The 14,958-nt window shown below is 61.2% G+C and carries 8 protein-coding genes and 1 tRNA gene; 2 read left to right on the forward strand and 7 right to left on the reverse strand.

Going from position 1 to position 14,958, the window contains the following annotated elements; genetic code table 11:
- Positions 1-100 precede the first annotated feature (100 nt).
- On the reverse strand, positions 101-1,306 hold the full coding sequence (locus AC07X4_RS00860) for a YeeE/YedE family protein (RefSeq protein ID WP_494738942.1): 1,206 nt from the start codon (positions 1,304-1,306) through the stop codon (positions 101-103).
- A gap of 125 nt (positions 1,307-1,431) precedes the next feature.
- Entirely contained in the window at positions 1,432-2,349 is a 918-nt protein-coding gene (locus AC07X4_RS00865; RefSeq protein WP_108499254.1) for a sulfurtransferase, read from the reverse strand.
- Positions 2,350-2,569: 220 nt separating this feature from the next.
- Between AC07X4_RS00865 and AC07X4_RS00870 the strand changes: the two genes are divergently transcribed.
- Positions 2,570-2,643: transfer RNA gene (locus AC07X4_RS00870), tRNA-Gly, on the forward strand.
- 73 nt (positions 2,644-2,716) lie between these two features.
- Here the strand turns inward: AC07X4_RS00870 and AC07X4_RS00875 are convergent.
- Positions 2,717-4,657, reverse strand: a complete 1,941-nt coding sequence (locus tag AC07X4_RS00875) for a Cache 3/Cache 2 fusion domain-containing protein (RefSeq protein WP_494738943.1) — start codon at positions 4,655-4,657, stop codon at positions 2,717-2,719.
- 286 nt (positions 4,658-4,943) lie between these two features.
- On the reverse strand, positions 4,944-5,852 hold the full coding sequence (locus tag AC07X4_RS00880; protein WP_494738944.1) for a pseudouridine synthase: 909 nt from the start codon (positions 5,850-5,852) through the stop codon (positions 4,944-4,946).
- Between the two features lie 332 nt (positions 5,853-6,184).
- Here AC07X4_RS00880 and AC07X4_RS00885 point away from each other — a divergent pair, with 332 nt between their 5' ends.
- The gene (locus tag AC07X4_RS00885; RefSeq protein WP_494738945.1) at positions 6,185-8,242 is read left to right on the forward strand and encodes an AsmA family protein; all 2,058 of its coding nucleotides are present in this window, start codon (positions 6,185-6,187) and stop codon (positions 8,240-8,242) included.
- Positions 8,243-8,353: 111 nt separating this feature from the next.
- Here the strand turns inward: AC07X4_RS00885 and clpA are convergent, their stop codons facing one another.
- From clpA to dnaE, 3 genes are all read right to left on the reverse strand, one after another.
- Positions 8,354-10,702, reverse strand: a complete 2,349-nt coding sequence (clpA, locus tag AC07X4_RS00890) for an ATP-dependent Clp protease ATP-binding subunit ClpA (protein ID WP_108499250.1) — start codon at positions 10,700-10,702, stop codon at positions 8,354-8,356.
- Positions 10,703-10,759: 57 nt separating this feature from the next.
- Positions 10,760-11,128, reverse strand: coding sequence for an ATP-dependent Clp protease adapter ClpS (clpS, locus tag AC07X4_RS00895; protein WP_494738946.1), 369 nt, complete (start codon positions 11,126-11,128; stop codon positions 10,760-10,762).
- A 97-nt stretch (positions 11,129-11,225) separates the two neighbouring features.
- Entirely contained in the window at positions 11,226-14,759 is a 3,534-nt protein-coding gene (gene dnaE / locus AC07X4_RS00900) for a DNA polymerase III subunit alpha (protein ID WP_494738947.1), read from the reverse strand.
- Between the last annotated feature and the right edge of the window lie 199 nt (positions 14,760-14,958).

Below are 14,958 nucleotides of genomic sequence, written 5' to 3' on the forward strand. Positions count from 1 at the left end.
CCAGCGCCAGAACGGCTTCCCGTTGATATGCTTTTAATAGCTGCTAGCGCCTAATTTATAAGCGCTAGCAGCCAAAAAAGCTTCAAAATTTAGGGCCTCGTCAGCGACGCAACATCGCCTTCACGCGCAGGCCGGCCCACACTGCGAAGAACACCGCGGCACCAAACACCCAACCCGACAGCGCGCCCGCCATGCCGCCGGACAGCAACGTGCCAATGGTGCAGCCCAGCCCGGTCATCGCCCCCCAGCCCAGGAACACGCCACCCGACAGGCCCCGTACAGCATCGCGCCACGTGGGCCAGCGCGGCACAAACTGGCGGCTGGCTGTAGCTGCCACGAACGCTCCCGCCACCAGGCCCACCAACAGCACGGCATTGGGGGTAAACCAGGTGGCCTGCGGCACGGTAGCGCAACCCGCAAATCCATCGAGTCCATCGAGCCGGTCTGGAATCCAGCCCTGCCCCTGTGCCCACTGGCGTGCGGCGCTGCCCAGCGTGGCCGTCACGCCCAGGGGTCGCATGCGCACGATGGCAAATGCGCCAATCAGCCCCACGACCAACCCGCCTACCCAGTAGTGCCAGCGCCCGGTCCACAGGTTGCGCCACACGGCACGAAGTCCTGGTACGGCAGGGACTGCGCCCGGCGCTGATGATGCGGCGGCCTCCTGCGCAAAGCCCCGCCAAAGCCAGGCAGCCACCAGGGCCAACCCGACCAGTTGCACCAGCAAGGCGCCGCCATACCCCAGGTGGGCAGGCAGCCACACCACGGGCGCATCGGCCACACTCTGGCTGTACAAGGGGTTCCAGGTCTTGAAACCCAGGATGAAGCCCAGTGCCGACCCGGCCAGCGCGAACGGCGATACCGTGGCCCCCTCGGCCAGCCGGTACCAGTGCGCGCTGATGCACGAGCCCGACACCACCATGCCGGTGCCAAACGACAGCCCAGCCGCTACCAGCACCCAGCTCACGGGGCCGATGTGCATGTCGGGCGGCAGCTTACCCGGCTGGGGCACCGGCAGCCAGCTGCCCAGCACCACGGTGTAGCCCACCACCCCCACCGCCAGCGCCAGCACGATGGCCAGCAGCCCGCGCGGATTGCGGTCTTCAAACCAGTCGCGCGCGTGGCAGTAAAAGCAAAAGCGCGAGCGCTGCAGCACGAGCCCCAGCACCGCGCCCGTGACCAAAGCAAAAACGAGCGTGCGCCCGCCTGGCAAGCCCTGAACCGCCTGGGCCGCCCAACCCAATGCCACCAGCGCTGCAAGCGACGCCAGGGCTCCTGCGCCAGAGAAATTGATCTTGTATGTCATTGCACCGCACCCATAAAAAAAGCCCGCACCAGGCGGGCTGTAAAGGAGACCCCCTACCAAAACTCAAAAGATCTCTTTGTTTTGCATTGCACCTTCTTCCCAAAAGGTTCTGTCGGTCAGCCCATTCACTTCGCGGCCCAGATGGTGCCCGCCGGGTTGGTGATGGGCACGCCCACCGCATTGCCGTATTCCGTCCACGAACCGTCATAGTTCTTGACGCTGTAGCCCAGGATCTTGGACAGCGCAAACCAGGTGTGGCTGGAGCGTTCGCCAATGCGGCAGTAGGTGATGATGGGCTTGCTGCCATCCACGCCCGCGCTGGCGTAGAGCTTTTTGAGGTCCTCGGCGGACTTGAAGGTGCCATCCTCCTTGACCGCCTGGCCCCAGGGCACGTTGGCCGCGCCGGGGATGTGGCCAGCACGGATGCTCAGCTCGGGCACACCGGCCGGGGCAAAAATCTTGCCCGCGTATTCGTCGGCCGACCGGATGTCCACCAGCTTTGCATTGCTCTTGCCCTCTGCCGCAGCCAATGCATCGGACAGGCGGGCACGCAGGTCGGTGTTCACCTTGGCCACCCGGTAGCTGGTGGTTGCAAACTCGGGCACGCGGTTGTTCAGCGGCTGGTTCTCCGCCTCCCACTTCTTGCGGCCGCCGTCGAGCAGCTTCACGTTCTTGACACCATAGATGTCAAACACCCACGCGCCCCAGGCTGCAAACCAGTTGTTGGTGTCGCCGTACAGCACCACCGTGGTGTCTTGCGACACACCCGCCTTGGACAACAGGGCCTCAAACGCCTCCTTGCTCACGATGTCACGGCGCACCCGGTCGTTCAGGTCCTGGTGCCACGAGAAGTTGACCGCACCCGGCACATGGCCGCGCTCGTACAGGCCGGGGTTCACGCTCACCTCCACAATGCGCACCTGCTGGTTGTCCAGGTTCTGCGCCAGCCATTCGGTGGTGACCAGAGGGCCCGCGGGGATGGGGGTGGCAGCGAGCAAAGTTCCACCGAACAACGCCATGCAGGATGCCAAGGAGGCACGCATCCAGCGGCGTCCAGACCATAGCGATGAGAGAGTGCGTTGGGTTGTCATTGGCATCCTTTCCTTTTCTTTGAAGTGCCTGCGCAGTGCAGCAGGTAGAAGGAATTTAGAGCCCGACGCGATCACAACCAACCAACATGTTCGGCTATGGATATGCGTTTTGCACGCTTGCACAAAGCGATTGCCAGACGGCTGGCGGATGCTGCCTATAATCCGGAGCGTCGCGGGTGTAGTTCAATGGTAGAACGGCAGCTTCCCAAGCTTCATACGAGGGTTCGATTCCCTTCACCCGCTCCAAATCAATAAAACCTGCCAGGCAGCAATGCCTGGCAGGTTTTTTCATGGGCTGATGTCTTTCTGTCGATGCTCTCTAGCCGCCGAGCTTTGGCACGGCACGGTCCGACGCGGGCACATGCATACGCGCCGTTGTTGCATCCTGGCCCAGGTTGAACCGCGCAATGGCCTCAACCATCTGCTGTGCCTGCGTGCGCAGGCTGCTGGCAGCCGCAGCCATTTCCTCCACCAGCGCCGCATTCTGCTGCGTGGTCTGGTCGAGCTGTGTGACAGCCTCACCCACCTGGCCAACTCCGGCGGTCTGCTCGTTACTGGCCGCGCTGATTTCAGAGACCATATCGGCCACGCGCTGGATAGAGCTGACGACTTCCTGCATCGTGGTGCCCGCCTGATCGGCCAGCACCGAGCCCTGTTGCACCATGGCGCTGCTGGCGCCAATCAGCTCCTTGATGGCCTTGGCTTCGGCTGCCGTGCGCTGGGCCAGGTTACGCACCTCGGCGGCCACCACCGCGAAGCCGCGACCTTGTTCACCCGCGCGTGCCGCCTCGACCGCCGCGTTGAGCGCCAGGATGTTGGTCTGAAAAGCAATGCCGTCGATCACACCAATGATGTCGGCGATCCTCTGGCTGCTGTTGTTGATGTCCTGCATCGTGCGGACCACTTTGGACACCACCTCACCACCCTGCTGGGCAATCCGGCTGGCCCCCACGGCCAGTTGGTTGGCTTGGCTTGCGCTGTCGGCGTTGTGGCGTATGGTGGCGCCCAGTTGCTCCATACTGGCCGCCGTCTGCTCCAACGCACTGGCTTGACTTTCGGTGCGCCCCGACAGGTCCTGGTTGCCCTGTGCAATCTCCGTACTGGCAGCGGATACGCTGACGGCACTGGTACGCACCGTGCCCAAACTTTCCACCAACCGGACGCGAAAGCCTTCCATGGCCTGGGCCAGAGAGCCGATTTCATCGCGCGACCGGACGGACACCGCGTGCGTGAGATCCCCCTGCGCCAGATAGCCAAGGGCTGTGCTTAGCTGCTGCACAGGGGCACCCACCAGCCTGCGCGTAGCCACCAACAGCACCACAGTGAGCAACGCGAGTGCCACCGCCACACCCAGCCAAAGCCAGGTGAGCACGCCGCGCGCCTCACTCATCATCTCTGTCAAAGGTGCCTCGGCAACGATGGCCCAGCTCCAGGGTTTGTAGTGCTCAACCGCCACGTAGCGGGTGGCGGTATCACTCTCACCGCTGCGACGGGGCGACCAACCGGACTCCAGATCGCCAGAGGACTGGACCGCAGCCAACGACGCCAGCCAAGCCTTGGCGTTGTCGTCCTTGTCATCCAACTTCAGGGACTTGCCAGCGCCGGGCAACCCGAAAACACTGCCCCGTGCGGGGCCTGATGAGAGATTGACGGCATACACAGCACCCGAGGTAAACAATTTTTGTCCCGCCATCACGGTGTCGAGCTTGCCCAGAATGGCACCCATGTCGGAGCCAATGAACAGGATGCCGATGGTGCGAGTCCCGTCGCGGATGGGCTCATACACGGTCATGTACTCACGGCCAAACAGGCTGGCACGGCCGATATAGGTTTTGCCCTCATTCATGAGGGCATAGGCCGGGTGCTTACGGTCCAGCAGGGTCTTGTAAGCACGCTCACCATCCTGCTTTTTGAGGGATGTGGTCACACGAATGAAATCGTCGCCGGTGCGCGCGAAAATCGTGGCCACTGCTCCCGTGCTGTCCTTGGAGAATCGGTCCACCACTTCAAAGTCGCCGTTGACGGAGGCCCCCTGGAAAGACAGCACCGCCTCGGGCTTTCCATCGGCCCCGGGCGACTCTGCGACGGTGAATTGACCTGGGAAATTCGCCTTGAACAGGGTGAAGTCGCGCTTGGCCTGCTCTTGCGCCGTTTCATCAAAGGTCTGGACCAAAGTGCGTACCTGGGCGGCGTATTGCATGGCATCACCACGCGCGAGGCGACCGAAGTCTTTCCAGAGCAGGGTACTGACGACGCCCATCGTGGCCAACAAAACCGCCAACAGACTGAGCAAAGCCGTCAAGGACAGCTTGAAGGCGACGGAATGGCGGGAGCTTGAGGGAATCATCTGGTGCGTTTGGGTAATTTATGCATCGACTTGCATACGGAGAACCAAAGTACCCGAAGTCGCGCAAAAACAAAACCATCGCCAGTGCAATGGCCTTTTTAGGCATAGGGAAAACCCTTGCAAAAACTCACCACCACAACAACCCGCTGCTGCAGACACAGAAGTCGTCATGCAGGTCTGCGTCGAGGTCCCAGCGTGTTCAAGGCAGGCTCAGCGCCTGTCTGCTTTCAAAAACCCTTTGCACCCCAGTGACGGGATCCACAAACTCCAGAGACCGCGCCAGCAGCTGCAGAGGCCGCGAGTAGTCGCCTTCGGGCGGGTCGTTGACGACGGGATAAAAAGGGTCGTTGCGCAGTGGCAGCCCCAGGGCAGCCATATGCACGCGCAACTGGTGGCGCTTGCCAGTGACGGGCGACAGCAGGTACCGAGCCCAGTCGCCTGCGACCTCTAGCACCTGGATATGGGTGTAGCTATTGGGCTCGCCCGACACCTCTTGCATACGAAAGAACTGCGGACTCTCCTCCAACCGGCTGCGGTGGTCACGCGGGAAGGTCAGGTCAGCGCGCCACGGTGCAACGGCCTCGTAATGCTTGATGATCTGCCGATCGCGGAACAGCGCCTGATACGCCCCGCGCGTTGCCTGATGCACTGACAGCATCACCAACCCAGCCGTATCACGGTCAATGCGGTGCAATGGCGAAAGCTCGGGCAGCCCCAACCGGCGTTTGAGGCGTACCAGCAAGGTGTTATGCAGATACCGGCCTGAGGGCGTTACCGGCATGAAGTGCGGCTTATCTGCCACCACCAGATGCTCGTCCTGATACACCACCGCTTCACTGAACGGCAAGGCGGGCTCGGCCGGAAGGCTGCGATAGTAGTAAAGGCGCAGCCCTCCCTCAAAAGCCCGATCAGGCAACACGGCCTGCCCGCGTTCATCCACCACGACACCCGCCTCCATGCGCTCGTGCCACCCTTCACGGGACACGGCCGGCAGCCGCTCTGTCAAAAAATCCAGCATGCTGCCCTGCCCTCGCACTGGCAGTACCACGCAGCTGGGGCTCACCCCATCGCGCACGGGCAATACATGGGGATGGCGAGGGTTGTGCATGGCGTGCAAATTCTAGGGGGTTGGTCGGCGTCAAGATACGCCAGTCCCGACCGGGGATAGCGCTTCACCCGCGCATACAGGTGGAGCACAAAGCCCATGCAGAGCAGCGCTGTAGGACAAGCACGCCAAAAGGCCTGTTGACCAACGCAATCGACGCAAATTTGCGTTCTGCGGGCTAGCATGGCTGCTCTATGACAAGACCCCAAACGGACCAGCACACCACATCTGCACGCGCAACGGCGACGGCAATGGCACCAGCGGGAGTGACTTTAACGCCTCGCCTGAGGCAGGGCCAGAGCAGGGTCCGCATTGCCTGTGGCGTAGCGGGAGTCATGGTAGGACTGCTGCTGATAGGCGCTGTGACGCTGAGCCAGTGGGATTGGAACCGCTCCAAACCTTGGATCAACCAAACCCTCAGCGAGGCAGCCGGAAGACAGTTTGCGGTGGAGGGCGATTTATCCGCATCCTGGCACTGGCCACAACCCCTTGAAGAAGGTTGGCACCGCTGGGTTCCCGGCATCACTGTGCAGGGAACCCAGCTGGTTTTGCAAGACCCGCCAGGATTTGCCCGTCCTGGCAAAGCCGCAACGCCCCAAACCACGGCACGCGCCGAGATGGCGCGCGCATCGCTCAAGCTTTGGCCACTACTGGGGCGGCAAGTGGTCATTGATGCCCTGGAGCTGTCTGGCCCGGACATCTCCCTCGCCCGCCTGCGCGACGGCAGCAACAATTGGACGCTGCTCCCAAAGAGGGATCCCGATGACGCTACGCCGCGCTGGGCGTTCAGCATTCATCAGCTAGCAGTCCGCGGGGGGCATTTGGCATATAACGACGCCAAGCAAGACCTTGATCTGACCGCCCGCGTCGACACCCTGAGCGAAGGGCAGACAGTCGTTGCATCGGGGAATGCTGCATCGCCTGCGTCCGGCACGGCGAGTGCCTCTAGCACCCCAGTCTATGGCGTGCGCTTCGACCTCAAGGGCACGCTGGGCAAGGCGCGTATCGAGGGTCAGGGTCAGGCCGGCTCTGTGCTCTCGCTGCGCGACAAAGAGGTGAACTACCCCCTGCAATTCACCGCCAAGGCGGGCAGCGTAGAAACAGCCGTTCGGGGCATTCTGGCAAATCCGGGTGCGCTGTCAGGGTTGGATTTCCAAGTCATGCTCAAAGGCGCCAGCATGGCAGACCTGTATGCACTCACGGGTCTTGTCCTGCCCAATACGCCCGCATTTCAGACCCAGGGGCGATTGCAGGGCAGTCTGCAACCAGGCCGTGCTGTATGGGACTACCGTGACTTCACTGGTACGGTAGGCCAGAGCGATCTGCACGGCAATCTGCGCTTCGTGTCGGGTGCGCCGCGCGGCAAACTTTCAGGCGCCATCACATCCAATCAGTTGCGCCTGGTGGACCTGGGACCAGTGCTCGGTACAGCCACCACGGCGACTGCCCAGCCTGGCCGCAATGGCAAGGTGCTGCCCAACGCTGCGTTTGCAACCGATCGCTGGAGCACCATGGATATGGATCTCAAGTTCGCGGGGCAGCGTGTGATCCGACCCAACAGCCTGCCGCTGGAGGACCTTAGCGTGCATGCCGTATTGGACGATGCCGTGCTGCGCCTGGAACCCTTGCATTTTGGTGTGGCCAAAGGCCAGATTGAATCCAAACTGGTGCTGGACAGCCGCAAACGACCGCTGACGGTACACATGGACACCCGCGTGCAAAACCTGCGGCTCGCTGCACTGTTTCCCGAGGTGGAACTGACCCAAAAAAGCCTGGGGCGACTCGATGGCGCCATGGCGCTGAATGGCCAGGGGAATTCTGTAGCGCAGTGGCTTGGCAGCAGCAGCGGCGAGGCCCGCCTGTATGTGCGCGATGGCACTCTGAGCCGCGAACTACTGGACCGCGCTGCACTCAACGTGGGCAGCATCGTGGTGGGCAAGCTGTTTGGCGACAACAAAGAAGTGCAACTGCATTGCGCGGTGGCAGATCTGGCGGTGCGCGAAGGCCTTGCCACGGTCCGCACCGCCAAGCTGAGCACCAACGAGGCGGTGGTGGATGTCACGGGCACCATCGACATGGCAGAGGAACGCCTGAACCTGAGCGTGAAACCAGCGTCGCTGGAGTGGAAGTTCTTCTCGCTGCGCACTCCGCTGTACGTGCGCGGCACGCTGGGCAAACCCGATGTGGGCGCAGAACCAGGCCCGCTGCTGTTGCGCGCCGGGGCAGCCATTGCCGCTGCGGTGGCCGCGCCTGCAGCCTTGGCATTGTTACCTGTAACGGTACCCGGAGCTGACGACGACGCGCAGTGTGCGCCCTTGCTTGCTCAAGCTACACAACCGGTCAAGGCAGGGCGCGCTGGCGCGCCGGTCGCGCGCACCACGCCGTCACGCTAAAAAATACTTCTACACCGCCTCTGCGGGTGTGTGGGCCCCAGCGGCCATCGCCAATGAAAAAGCCCACGGCGTGAACCGTGGGCTTTTCGTGGATCTGCGAGGAACCCGAGGTCAGTCGGCCGTCGCCTCTTCAGGCTCTGCAGGCTCGGACTTCGCCGAACGCTCCTTCTTCGGCAAAGGCTGGATATCCAGCAGCACGTCGGGTGTTTCCACACCCTTGTCGTCCTTCTTCATCTCGATATCCACGGTCAGGCGTCCCCCTTCTGTCAGGCGGCCAAACAGCAACTCGTCAGCCAAGGCGCGGCGGATGGTGTCCTGGATCAGGCGCTGCATAGGGCGCGCGCCCATCAGCGGGTCGAAACCCTTCTTGGCCAGGTGCTTGCGCAGGGCATCGGTGAAGGTGACCTCCACCTTCTTCTCGGCCAACTGCGTCTCCAGCTGCAGCAGGAACTTGTCCACTACGCGCAGGATGATCTGTTCATCGAGTGCCTTGAAGTTGACGATGGCATCCAGCCGGTTGCGGAACTCAGGCGTGAACAGGCGCTTGATATCACCCATTTCATCGCCCGCCTGCCGCGGGTTGGTAAAGCCAATGGTCGCCTTGTTCATGGTCTCGGCGCCAGCATTCGTGGTCATGATGATGAGCACGTTACGGAAGTCGGCCTTGCGGCCGTTGTTATCCGTCAGCGTGCCGTGGTCCATGACCTGCAGCAGCACGTTGAAGATGTCCGGATGTGCTTTCTCGATCTCATCGAGCAGCAGCACCGCGTGCGGCTTCTTCGTGATGGCTTCCGTCAGCAGACCACCTTGGTCGAAACCGACATAACCTGGAGGCGCGCCAATCAGGCGGCTCACAGCATGGCGCTCCATGTACTCGGACATGTCAAAACGGATCAGCTCGATGCCCATGATGTAGGCAAGCTGCTTGGCCGCTTCAGTCTTGCCGACGCCGGTGGGACCGCTGAACAGGAACGAGCCGATCGGCTTGTCGCCCTTGCCCAGACCCGAGCGTGCCATCTTGACGGCACTGGCAAGCACTTCCAATGCCTTGTCCTGGCCGAACACCACGCTTTTCAGGTCGCGCTCCAGCGTCTGCAACTTGCCGCGGTCGTCATTGGACACGTTGGCAGGCGGAATGCGTGCGATCTTGGCCACGATCTCTTCGATCTCGGCCTTGCCGATGGTCTTCTTGCGCTTGCTCGGCACCATGATGCGCTGGGCCGCACCGGCTTCATCGATGACGTCGATTGCCTTGTCGGGCAGGTGGCGGTCGTTGATGTACTTGGCGCTCAGTTCTGCCGCAGCCTGCAGGGCAGCTGCAGCGTACTTCACGCTGTGATGCTCTTCAAAACGAGACTTCAGCCCCTTCAGGATGTCGATGGTTTCGGCCACACTGGGCTCCACCACGTCCACTTTCTGGAAGCGGCGCGACAAGGCAGCATCTTTCTCGAAGATCCCCCGGTACTCCGTGAAAGTGGTCGCACCGATGCACTTGAGCTGGCCACTGGACAGCGCCGGCTTCAGCAGGTTGGAAGCATCGAGCGTTCCTCCAGAGGCCGCACCCGCACCGATCAAGGTGTGGATCTCGTCGATGAAAAGGATGGCGTTGGGCTTGTCCTTGAGCGACTTGAGCACGCCCTTGAGGCGCTGCTCGAAGTCGCCACGGTACTTGGTGCCCGCAAGCAAAGCACCCATGTCCAGGGAGTACACCGTTGCCTCGGCCAGGATCTCGGGCACATCGTTTTGCGTGATCCGCCAAGCCAGGCCCTCGGCAATCGCAGTCTTGCCCACCCCTGCCTCGCCCACCAGCAGAGGATTGTTTTTGCGGCGACGGCACAAAATCTGGATCGTGCGCTCGACCTCATAATGGCGGCCGATCAATGGATCGATCTTGCCATCCTTGGCGGCTTGGTTCAGGTTCTGGGTGAATTGCTCCAGCGGCGACGCCTTTTCGTTACGCTCGCCACCTCCGCCCTCTTCGCCCTCGGCCTGATTCTCGGCCTTAGCAGGCTCGGGCGGCTCGCCCTTCTTGATACCGTGGGCGATGAAATTCACCACATCCAGGCGCGTGACACCTTGCTGGTGCAGGTAGTACACGGCGTGCGAATCCTTTTCGCCAAAAATTGCCACGAGCACATTGGCACCCGTCACCTCTTTTTTGCCGTTGCCCGTGGACTGCACGTGCATGATGGCGCGCTGGATCACGCGCTGGAATCCCAGCGTAGGCTGGGTGTCCACCTCGTCGGTACCTGCGACCTGGGGGGTGTTGTCTTTGATGAAATTCGCCAACGATGAACGCAGATCATCGATATTGGCCGAACATGCGCGCAGCACCTCCGCTGCGCTGGGGTTATCGAGCAATGCAAGCAACAGATGCTCCACGGTGATGAACTCGTGGCGCTGCTGACGGGCCTCAACAAAGGCCATGTGCAAGCTGACTTCCAGTTCCTGGGCAATCATGTGAACTCCTTTGTGCTTGCGTGGAAGGGATAACTTTAGATCGGGACAAAAGACCTGTTATTCAACAGGCTCACTGACACATTGCAGTGGGTGGCCCGCCTTGAGGGCGGCGTCAAGCACTTGCTCTACCTTGGTGGCTGCCACATCGCGCGAATAAACGCCGCAGACGCCTTTGCCATCGAGGTGGATCTTCAACATGATCTGGGTGGCAGTTTCGCGGTCTTTACTGAAAAACTCCTGCAGAACCACGATGACGAACTCCATGGGCGTGTAGTCGTCGTTCAGCATGACCACCTGGTACATCTGCGGCGGCTGGGTCTTTTGGGTGCGCCTCTCGAGCACGACCGAACCGCCATCATCCCGCGCAGGCCGGATCACGGGCGGCGCGGTGGGGGGTGAAGGTGGTTTTGTTGCCATGAAAATCATTCTAGCGACCCGAACAGGGTGCTGCTGCAGGAGAAGCTGGTTGTTGACCAGGTATTTTTCAACCCACGGCTTACAGAAACTTCTGCAGGGAACTCAATCACTCGTACACCACATTGGCGGCACCAGCACCCACTTGGGCAGTCCATGCCGCCAACGCCGCATCGCTGGGGTAGAAACGCGCGTTTTCGCCCAGTTGCAACTCTGCCACTGCAACAGCATCGTCCGACTGGCAGCGCACGCCCATTCGCACGCGCAACCCGTGCACCAACTCCCCTTCAGCGACCTCTTCGCGCAACGGCGGAAACTCGCGCACCAAGCGCGGCACATCTGGCGCCTTATCACCCACGGTCACATGCAGGTATTTGCCAAACCGGCAGCGCGCGCCCGCCAGGTCCCACACCTGCTGCACCTTGACGCGCAGACCGCCACTGAAGTGGTCCAGCTGCAGCCGGCCCATCATCACTACAAACTCATCTTCCTTGAGCTGATTGCGGTAGGTATTGAGCAACGCCTCATCGGCAGAAGCCTCAATCACGCCAGACTTGTCGTCCAGCTTGAAGAGTCCCAGCCTCCCGCGTTGCCCGTTGATGACCCGAAAGTCGCTGATGATGCCGGCAAGTATCTGGGGCTCGCGGCTGTCAAGCAGCTCATCGATCTGGGTGCGCACAAAGCGGCGCACCTCGGTGGCCACTTCGTCAAATAGATGGCCAGACAGGTAGAACCCAACGGCGGTTTTTTCCAGCGTAAGCCGTTCCTTGATACCCCAGGGCGTTGCGTCCACCAGATCGGGCTCCTGGGTGCTGGAGCCATGGGCATCGTCACCCATCATGTCAAACAACCCGCCCTGGTTGACGTTGGCCAGCGTTGCGGCAGCAAAGTCAAAGGCCCGATCAATAGAGGCCACCAGGGCCGCCCGATTGAGATGGATCGAATCAAAGGCACCCGCCTTGATCAGGGCCTCGACCGTGCGCTTGTTCATGCGGGCCTTGTCCACTCGCACGCAGAAGTCAAACAGACTTTTGAAGGGCCCTTTGGTCGAACCCTGGGTGCCTTCACCGCGCCCTTCACGGGCCGCGACGATAGCTTCGATCGCCTGCTGTCCAGTGCCTTTCACCGCCCCCAGACCGTAACGGATGATCTTGTCGGTGACTGGTTCAAACCGATAAAAGCCCCGATTCACGTCCGGCGGCTCGAACGACAGCCCCATCTTGTGTGCATCCTCGAACAGCACCTTGAGCTTGTCGGTGTCGTCCATTTCCACGGTCATGTTGGCGCAGAAAAACTCGGCCGTGTAGTGCACCTTGAGCCAGCCAGTGTGGTACGCCAGCAGGGAGTAAGCAGCCGCGTGTGACTTGTTGAAGCCATAGCCCGCGAACTTCTCCATCAGGTCGAACACCTCGTCGGCCTTCTCCTGGCTGATGCCTTTCTCCGCTGCACCCTTGCGGAAAATGGCGCGGTGTTCGGCCATTTCCTCGGCCTTCTTTTTCCCCATGGCACGCCGAAGCATGTCGGCGCCGCCCAAGCTATATCCGCCCAGCACCTGGGCGGTCTGCATCACCTGCTCCTGGTACACCATGATGCCGTAGGTTTCGGCCAGCACCGGCTCTACCAGCGGGTGGGGGTAGATGACCTCTTCCTTGCCATGCTTGCGGTTCACAAAGCTGGGAATCAGGTCCATAGGCCCCGGCCGGTACAACGCATTCAAGGCAATGAGGTCTTCCAGCCGACTGGGCCGCGCCTCTTTCAACATGCCCTGCATGCCGCGGCTTTCAAACTGGAACACTGCTTCGGTCTTACCCTCGGAGAACAGCCGATAAGTGGGCCCGTCGTCGAGGGGAATATTTTCGAACGCGAAATTCTCCTGGCCCTTGTGCCGCCTCATGATGAACTCGCGCGCAATTTCCAGAATGGTGAGCGTGGCAAGCCCCAAGAAGTCGAACTTCACCAAGCCGATGGCTTCCACGTCGTCCTTGTCATACTGGCTTACAGCGGACTCGCTGCCCGGCTGCTGGTACAGCGGACAAAAATCGGTGAGCTTGCCAGGCGCGATCAGAACGCCACCGGCATGCATGCCGATGTTCCGCGTCATACCCTCAAGCTTTTGTGCCATCTCGATGACGGTCTTGACGTCTTCTTCCTTGCGCACGCGCTCGTAGAGCATGGGCTCCAGTTCCAGCGCATAGTTGTTCTTGTCGCCTTCCTTTTTCACCTCAGGCGGATAGGCCAGGGTGTAAGACATGCCAGGCTTGCCGGGCACCAACTTGGAGATGCCATCACAAAATGTGTAGCTCATGTCCATGACCCGGCCCACGTCGCGGATTGCCGCCTTGGCCGCCATCGTGCCGAAGGTAGCGATCTGGCTCACGGCGTTCTTGCCGTACTTGTCCTTGACGTAGTCAATCACACGGTCGCGGTTGGATTGGCAGAAGTCGATGTCGAAGTCGGGCATCGACACGCGCTCCGGGTTCAGGAATCGCTCGAACAGCAGGTTGTATTGCAGCGGGTCTAGGTCAGTGATTCTTAGCGCATAAGCGACCAGCGAACCGGCGCCGGAGCCACGGCCAGGCCCCACTGGGCAGCCGTTCTGCTTCGCCCACTGGATGAAATCACCCACGATCAGAAAGTAGCCCGGGAACCCCATCTTGAGGATGGTGCCCAGCTCGAACTCCAGGCGCTCGACATAGCGCGGGCGCTCCTTGTCCCTCTCAGCTTCGTTAGGAAAAAGATGTTTCAGGCGCTCCTCCAGCCCTTCGAAAGACGCGTAGCGGAAATACTCGTCGATGGGCATGCCGTTGGGCGTCGGAAAATCCGGGAGCTGCGGCTTGCCCAGCACCAGGGTCAGGTTGCAGCGTTGTGCAATCTCGACCGTATTGGCGATGGCCGATGGCAGGTCGGCAAACAAGGCCTCCATCTCCGCCGAGGACTTGAAATACTGGTCGCGGGTGAACTTGCGGACACGACGCGGGTTTGCCAGGATTTCCCCCTCGGCGATACAGATGCGCGCCTCGTGGGCCTCGTAATCATCGGGCTCGGCAAACTGAACGGGGTGGGTCGCCACCACCGGCAGGTTCAACCGTGCAGCAAGCTGAGCGGCTGCCACCACATGGGCTTCATCGTCATTTCGGCCGGCCCGTTGCAGCTCGACGTAAAACCGGTGCGGAAAAATGCCCGCCAAGCGCAACGCAACCTCAGCGGCACCTGACTCATCCCCCTTCATTAGCGCTTGCCCTACCGGGCCCGCCTGCGCGCCAGACAGGGCAATCAATCCCTCTGACAGCTCTTCCAGCCACGTCCAAGTGCTCAGCGCCAGGTTCTTGACGATATTGCGCGTCCAGGCCCGGGCCAGCAGCTCCGACAGATTCAGATACCCCTGGCGACTCTGCACCAGGAGGATAAGGCGCGATGGGACACCGCCCGCCTCGCCTTCAAGAAAGATTTCTGCACCCAAGATGGGCTTGACACCTTTACCTCGCGCTTCCTTGTAGAACTTGATCGCCCCGAAGAGGTTATTGAGATCGGTGATGGCCAGAGCGGGCTGGCCGTCCTTGGCGGCCGCTTTGGCCACCTCGTCGATGCGATTGGTACCGTCAACGACGGAGAACTCGGTGTGCAGGCGCAAATGAACAAACATGCAGGCATTGTAGAAACCCCTGCGACTCTCCAACAGGACTTGCGTCGGCAGCGCCTTGGCGCTGCTGGCGCCACCAGTACAATGCTTTTTCGTGCCTGAAATGGCGCCGAAGGCTTCCGTGACGAGTACGCCAAACGCACTCCCCTATGACTGAACCCTCGCGCCATTCTTTGTGCACCTTTTTCCTTCTTTGCTGAAA

Source organism: Acidovorax sp. GW460-11-11-14-LB4 (assembly GCF_059423685.1).

What these genes read in the sequence shown, in the direction of transcription:
- AC07X4_RS00860 (WP_494738942.1), bottom strand. Translation starts at nt 1,306, where the DNA reads ATGACATACAAGATCAATTTCTCTGGCGCAGGAGCCCTGGCGTCGCTT.
- AC07X4_RS00865 (WP_108499254.1), bottom strand. Translation starts at nt 2,349, where the DNA reads ATGCGTGCCTCCTTGGCATCCTGCATGGCGTTGTTCGGTGGAACTTTG.
- AC07X4_RS00875 (WP_494738943.1), bottom strand. Translation starts at nt 4,657, where the DNA reads ATGGGCGTCGTCAGTACCCTGCTCTGGAAAGACTTCGGTCGCCTCGCG.
- AC07X4_RS00880 (WP_494738944.1), bottom strand. Translation starts at nt 5,852, where the DNA reads ATGCACAACCCTCGCCATCCCCATGTATTGCCCGTGCGCGATGGGGTG.
- AC07X4_RS00885 (WP_494738945.1), top strand. Translation starts at nt 6,185, where the DNA reads ATGGTAGGACTGCTGCTGATAGGCGCTGTGACGCTGAGCCAGTGGGAT.
- clpA (WP_108499250.1), bottom strand. Translation starts at nt 10,702, where the DNA reads ATGATTGCCCAGGAACTGGAAGTCAGCTTGCACATGGCCTTTGTTGAG.
- clpS (WP_494738946.1), bottom strand. Translation starts at nt 11,128, where the DNA reads ATGATTTTCATGGCAACAAAACCACCTTCACCCCCCACCGCGCCGCCC.
- dnaE (WP_494738947.1), bottom strand. Translation starts at nt 14,759, where the DNA reads ATGTTTGTTCATTTGCGCCTGCACACCGAGTTCTCCGTCGTTGACGGT.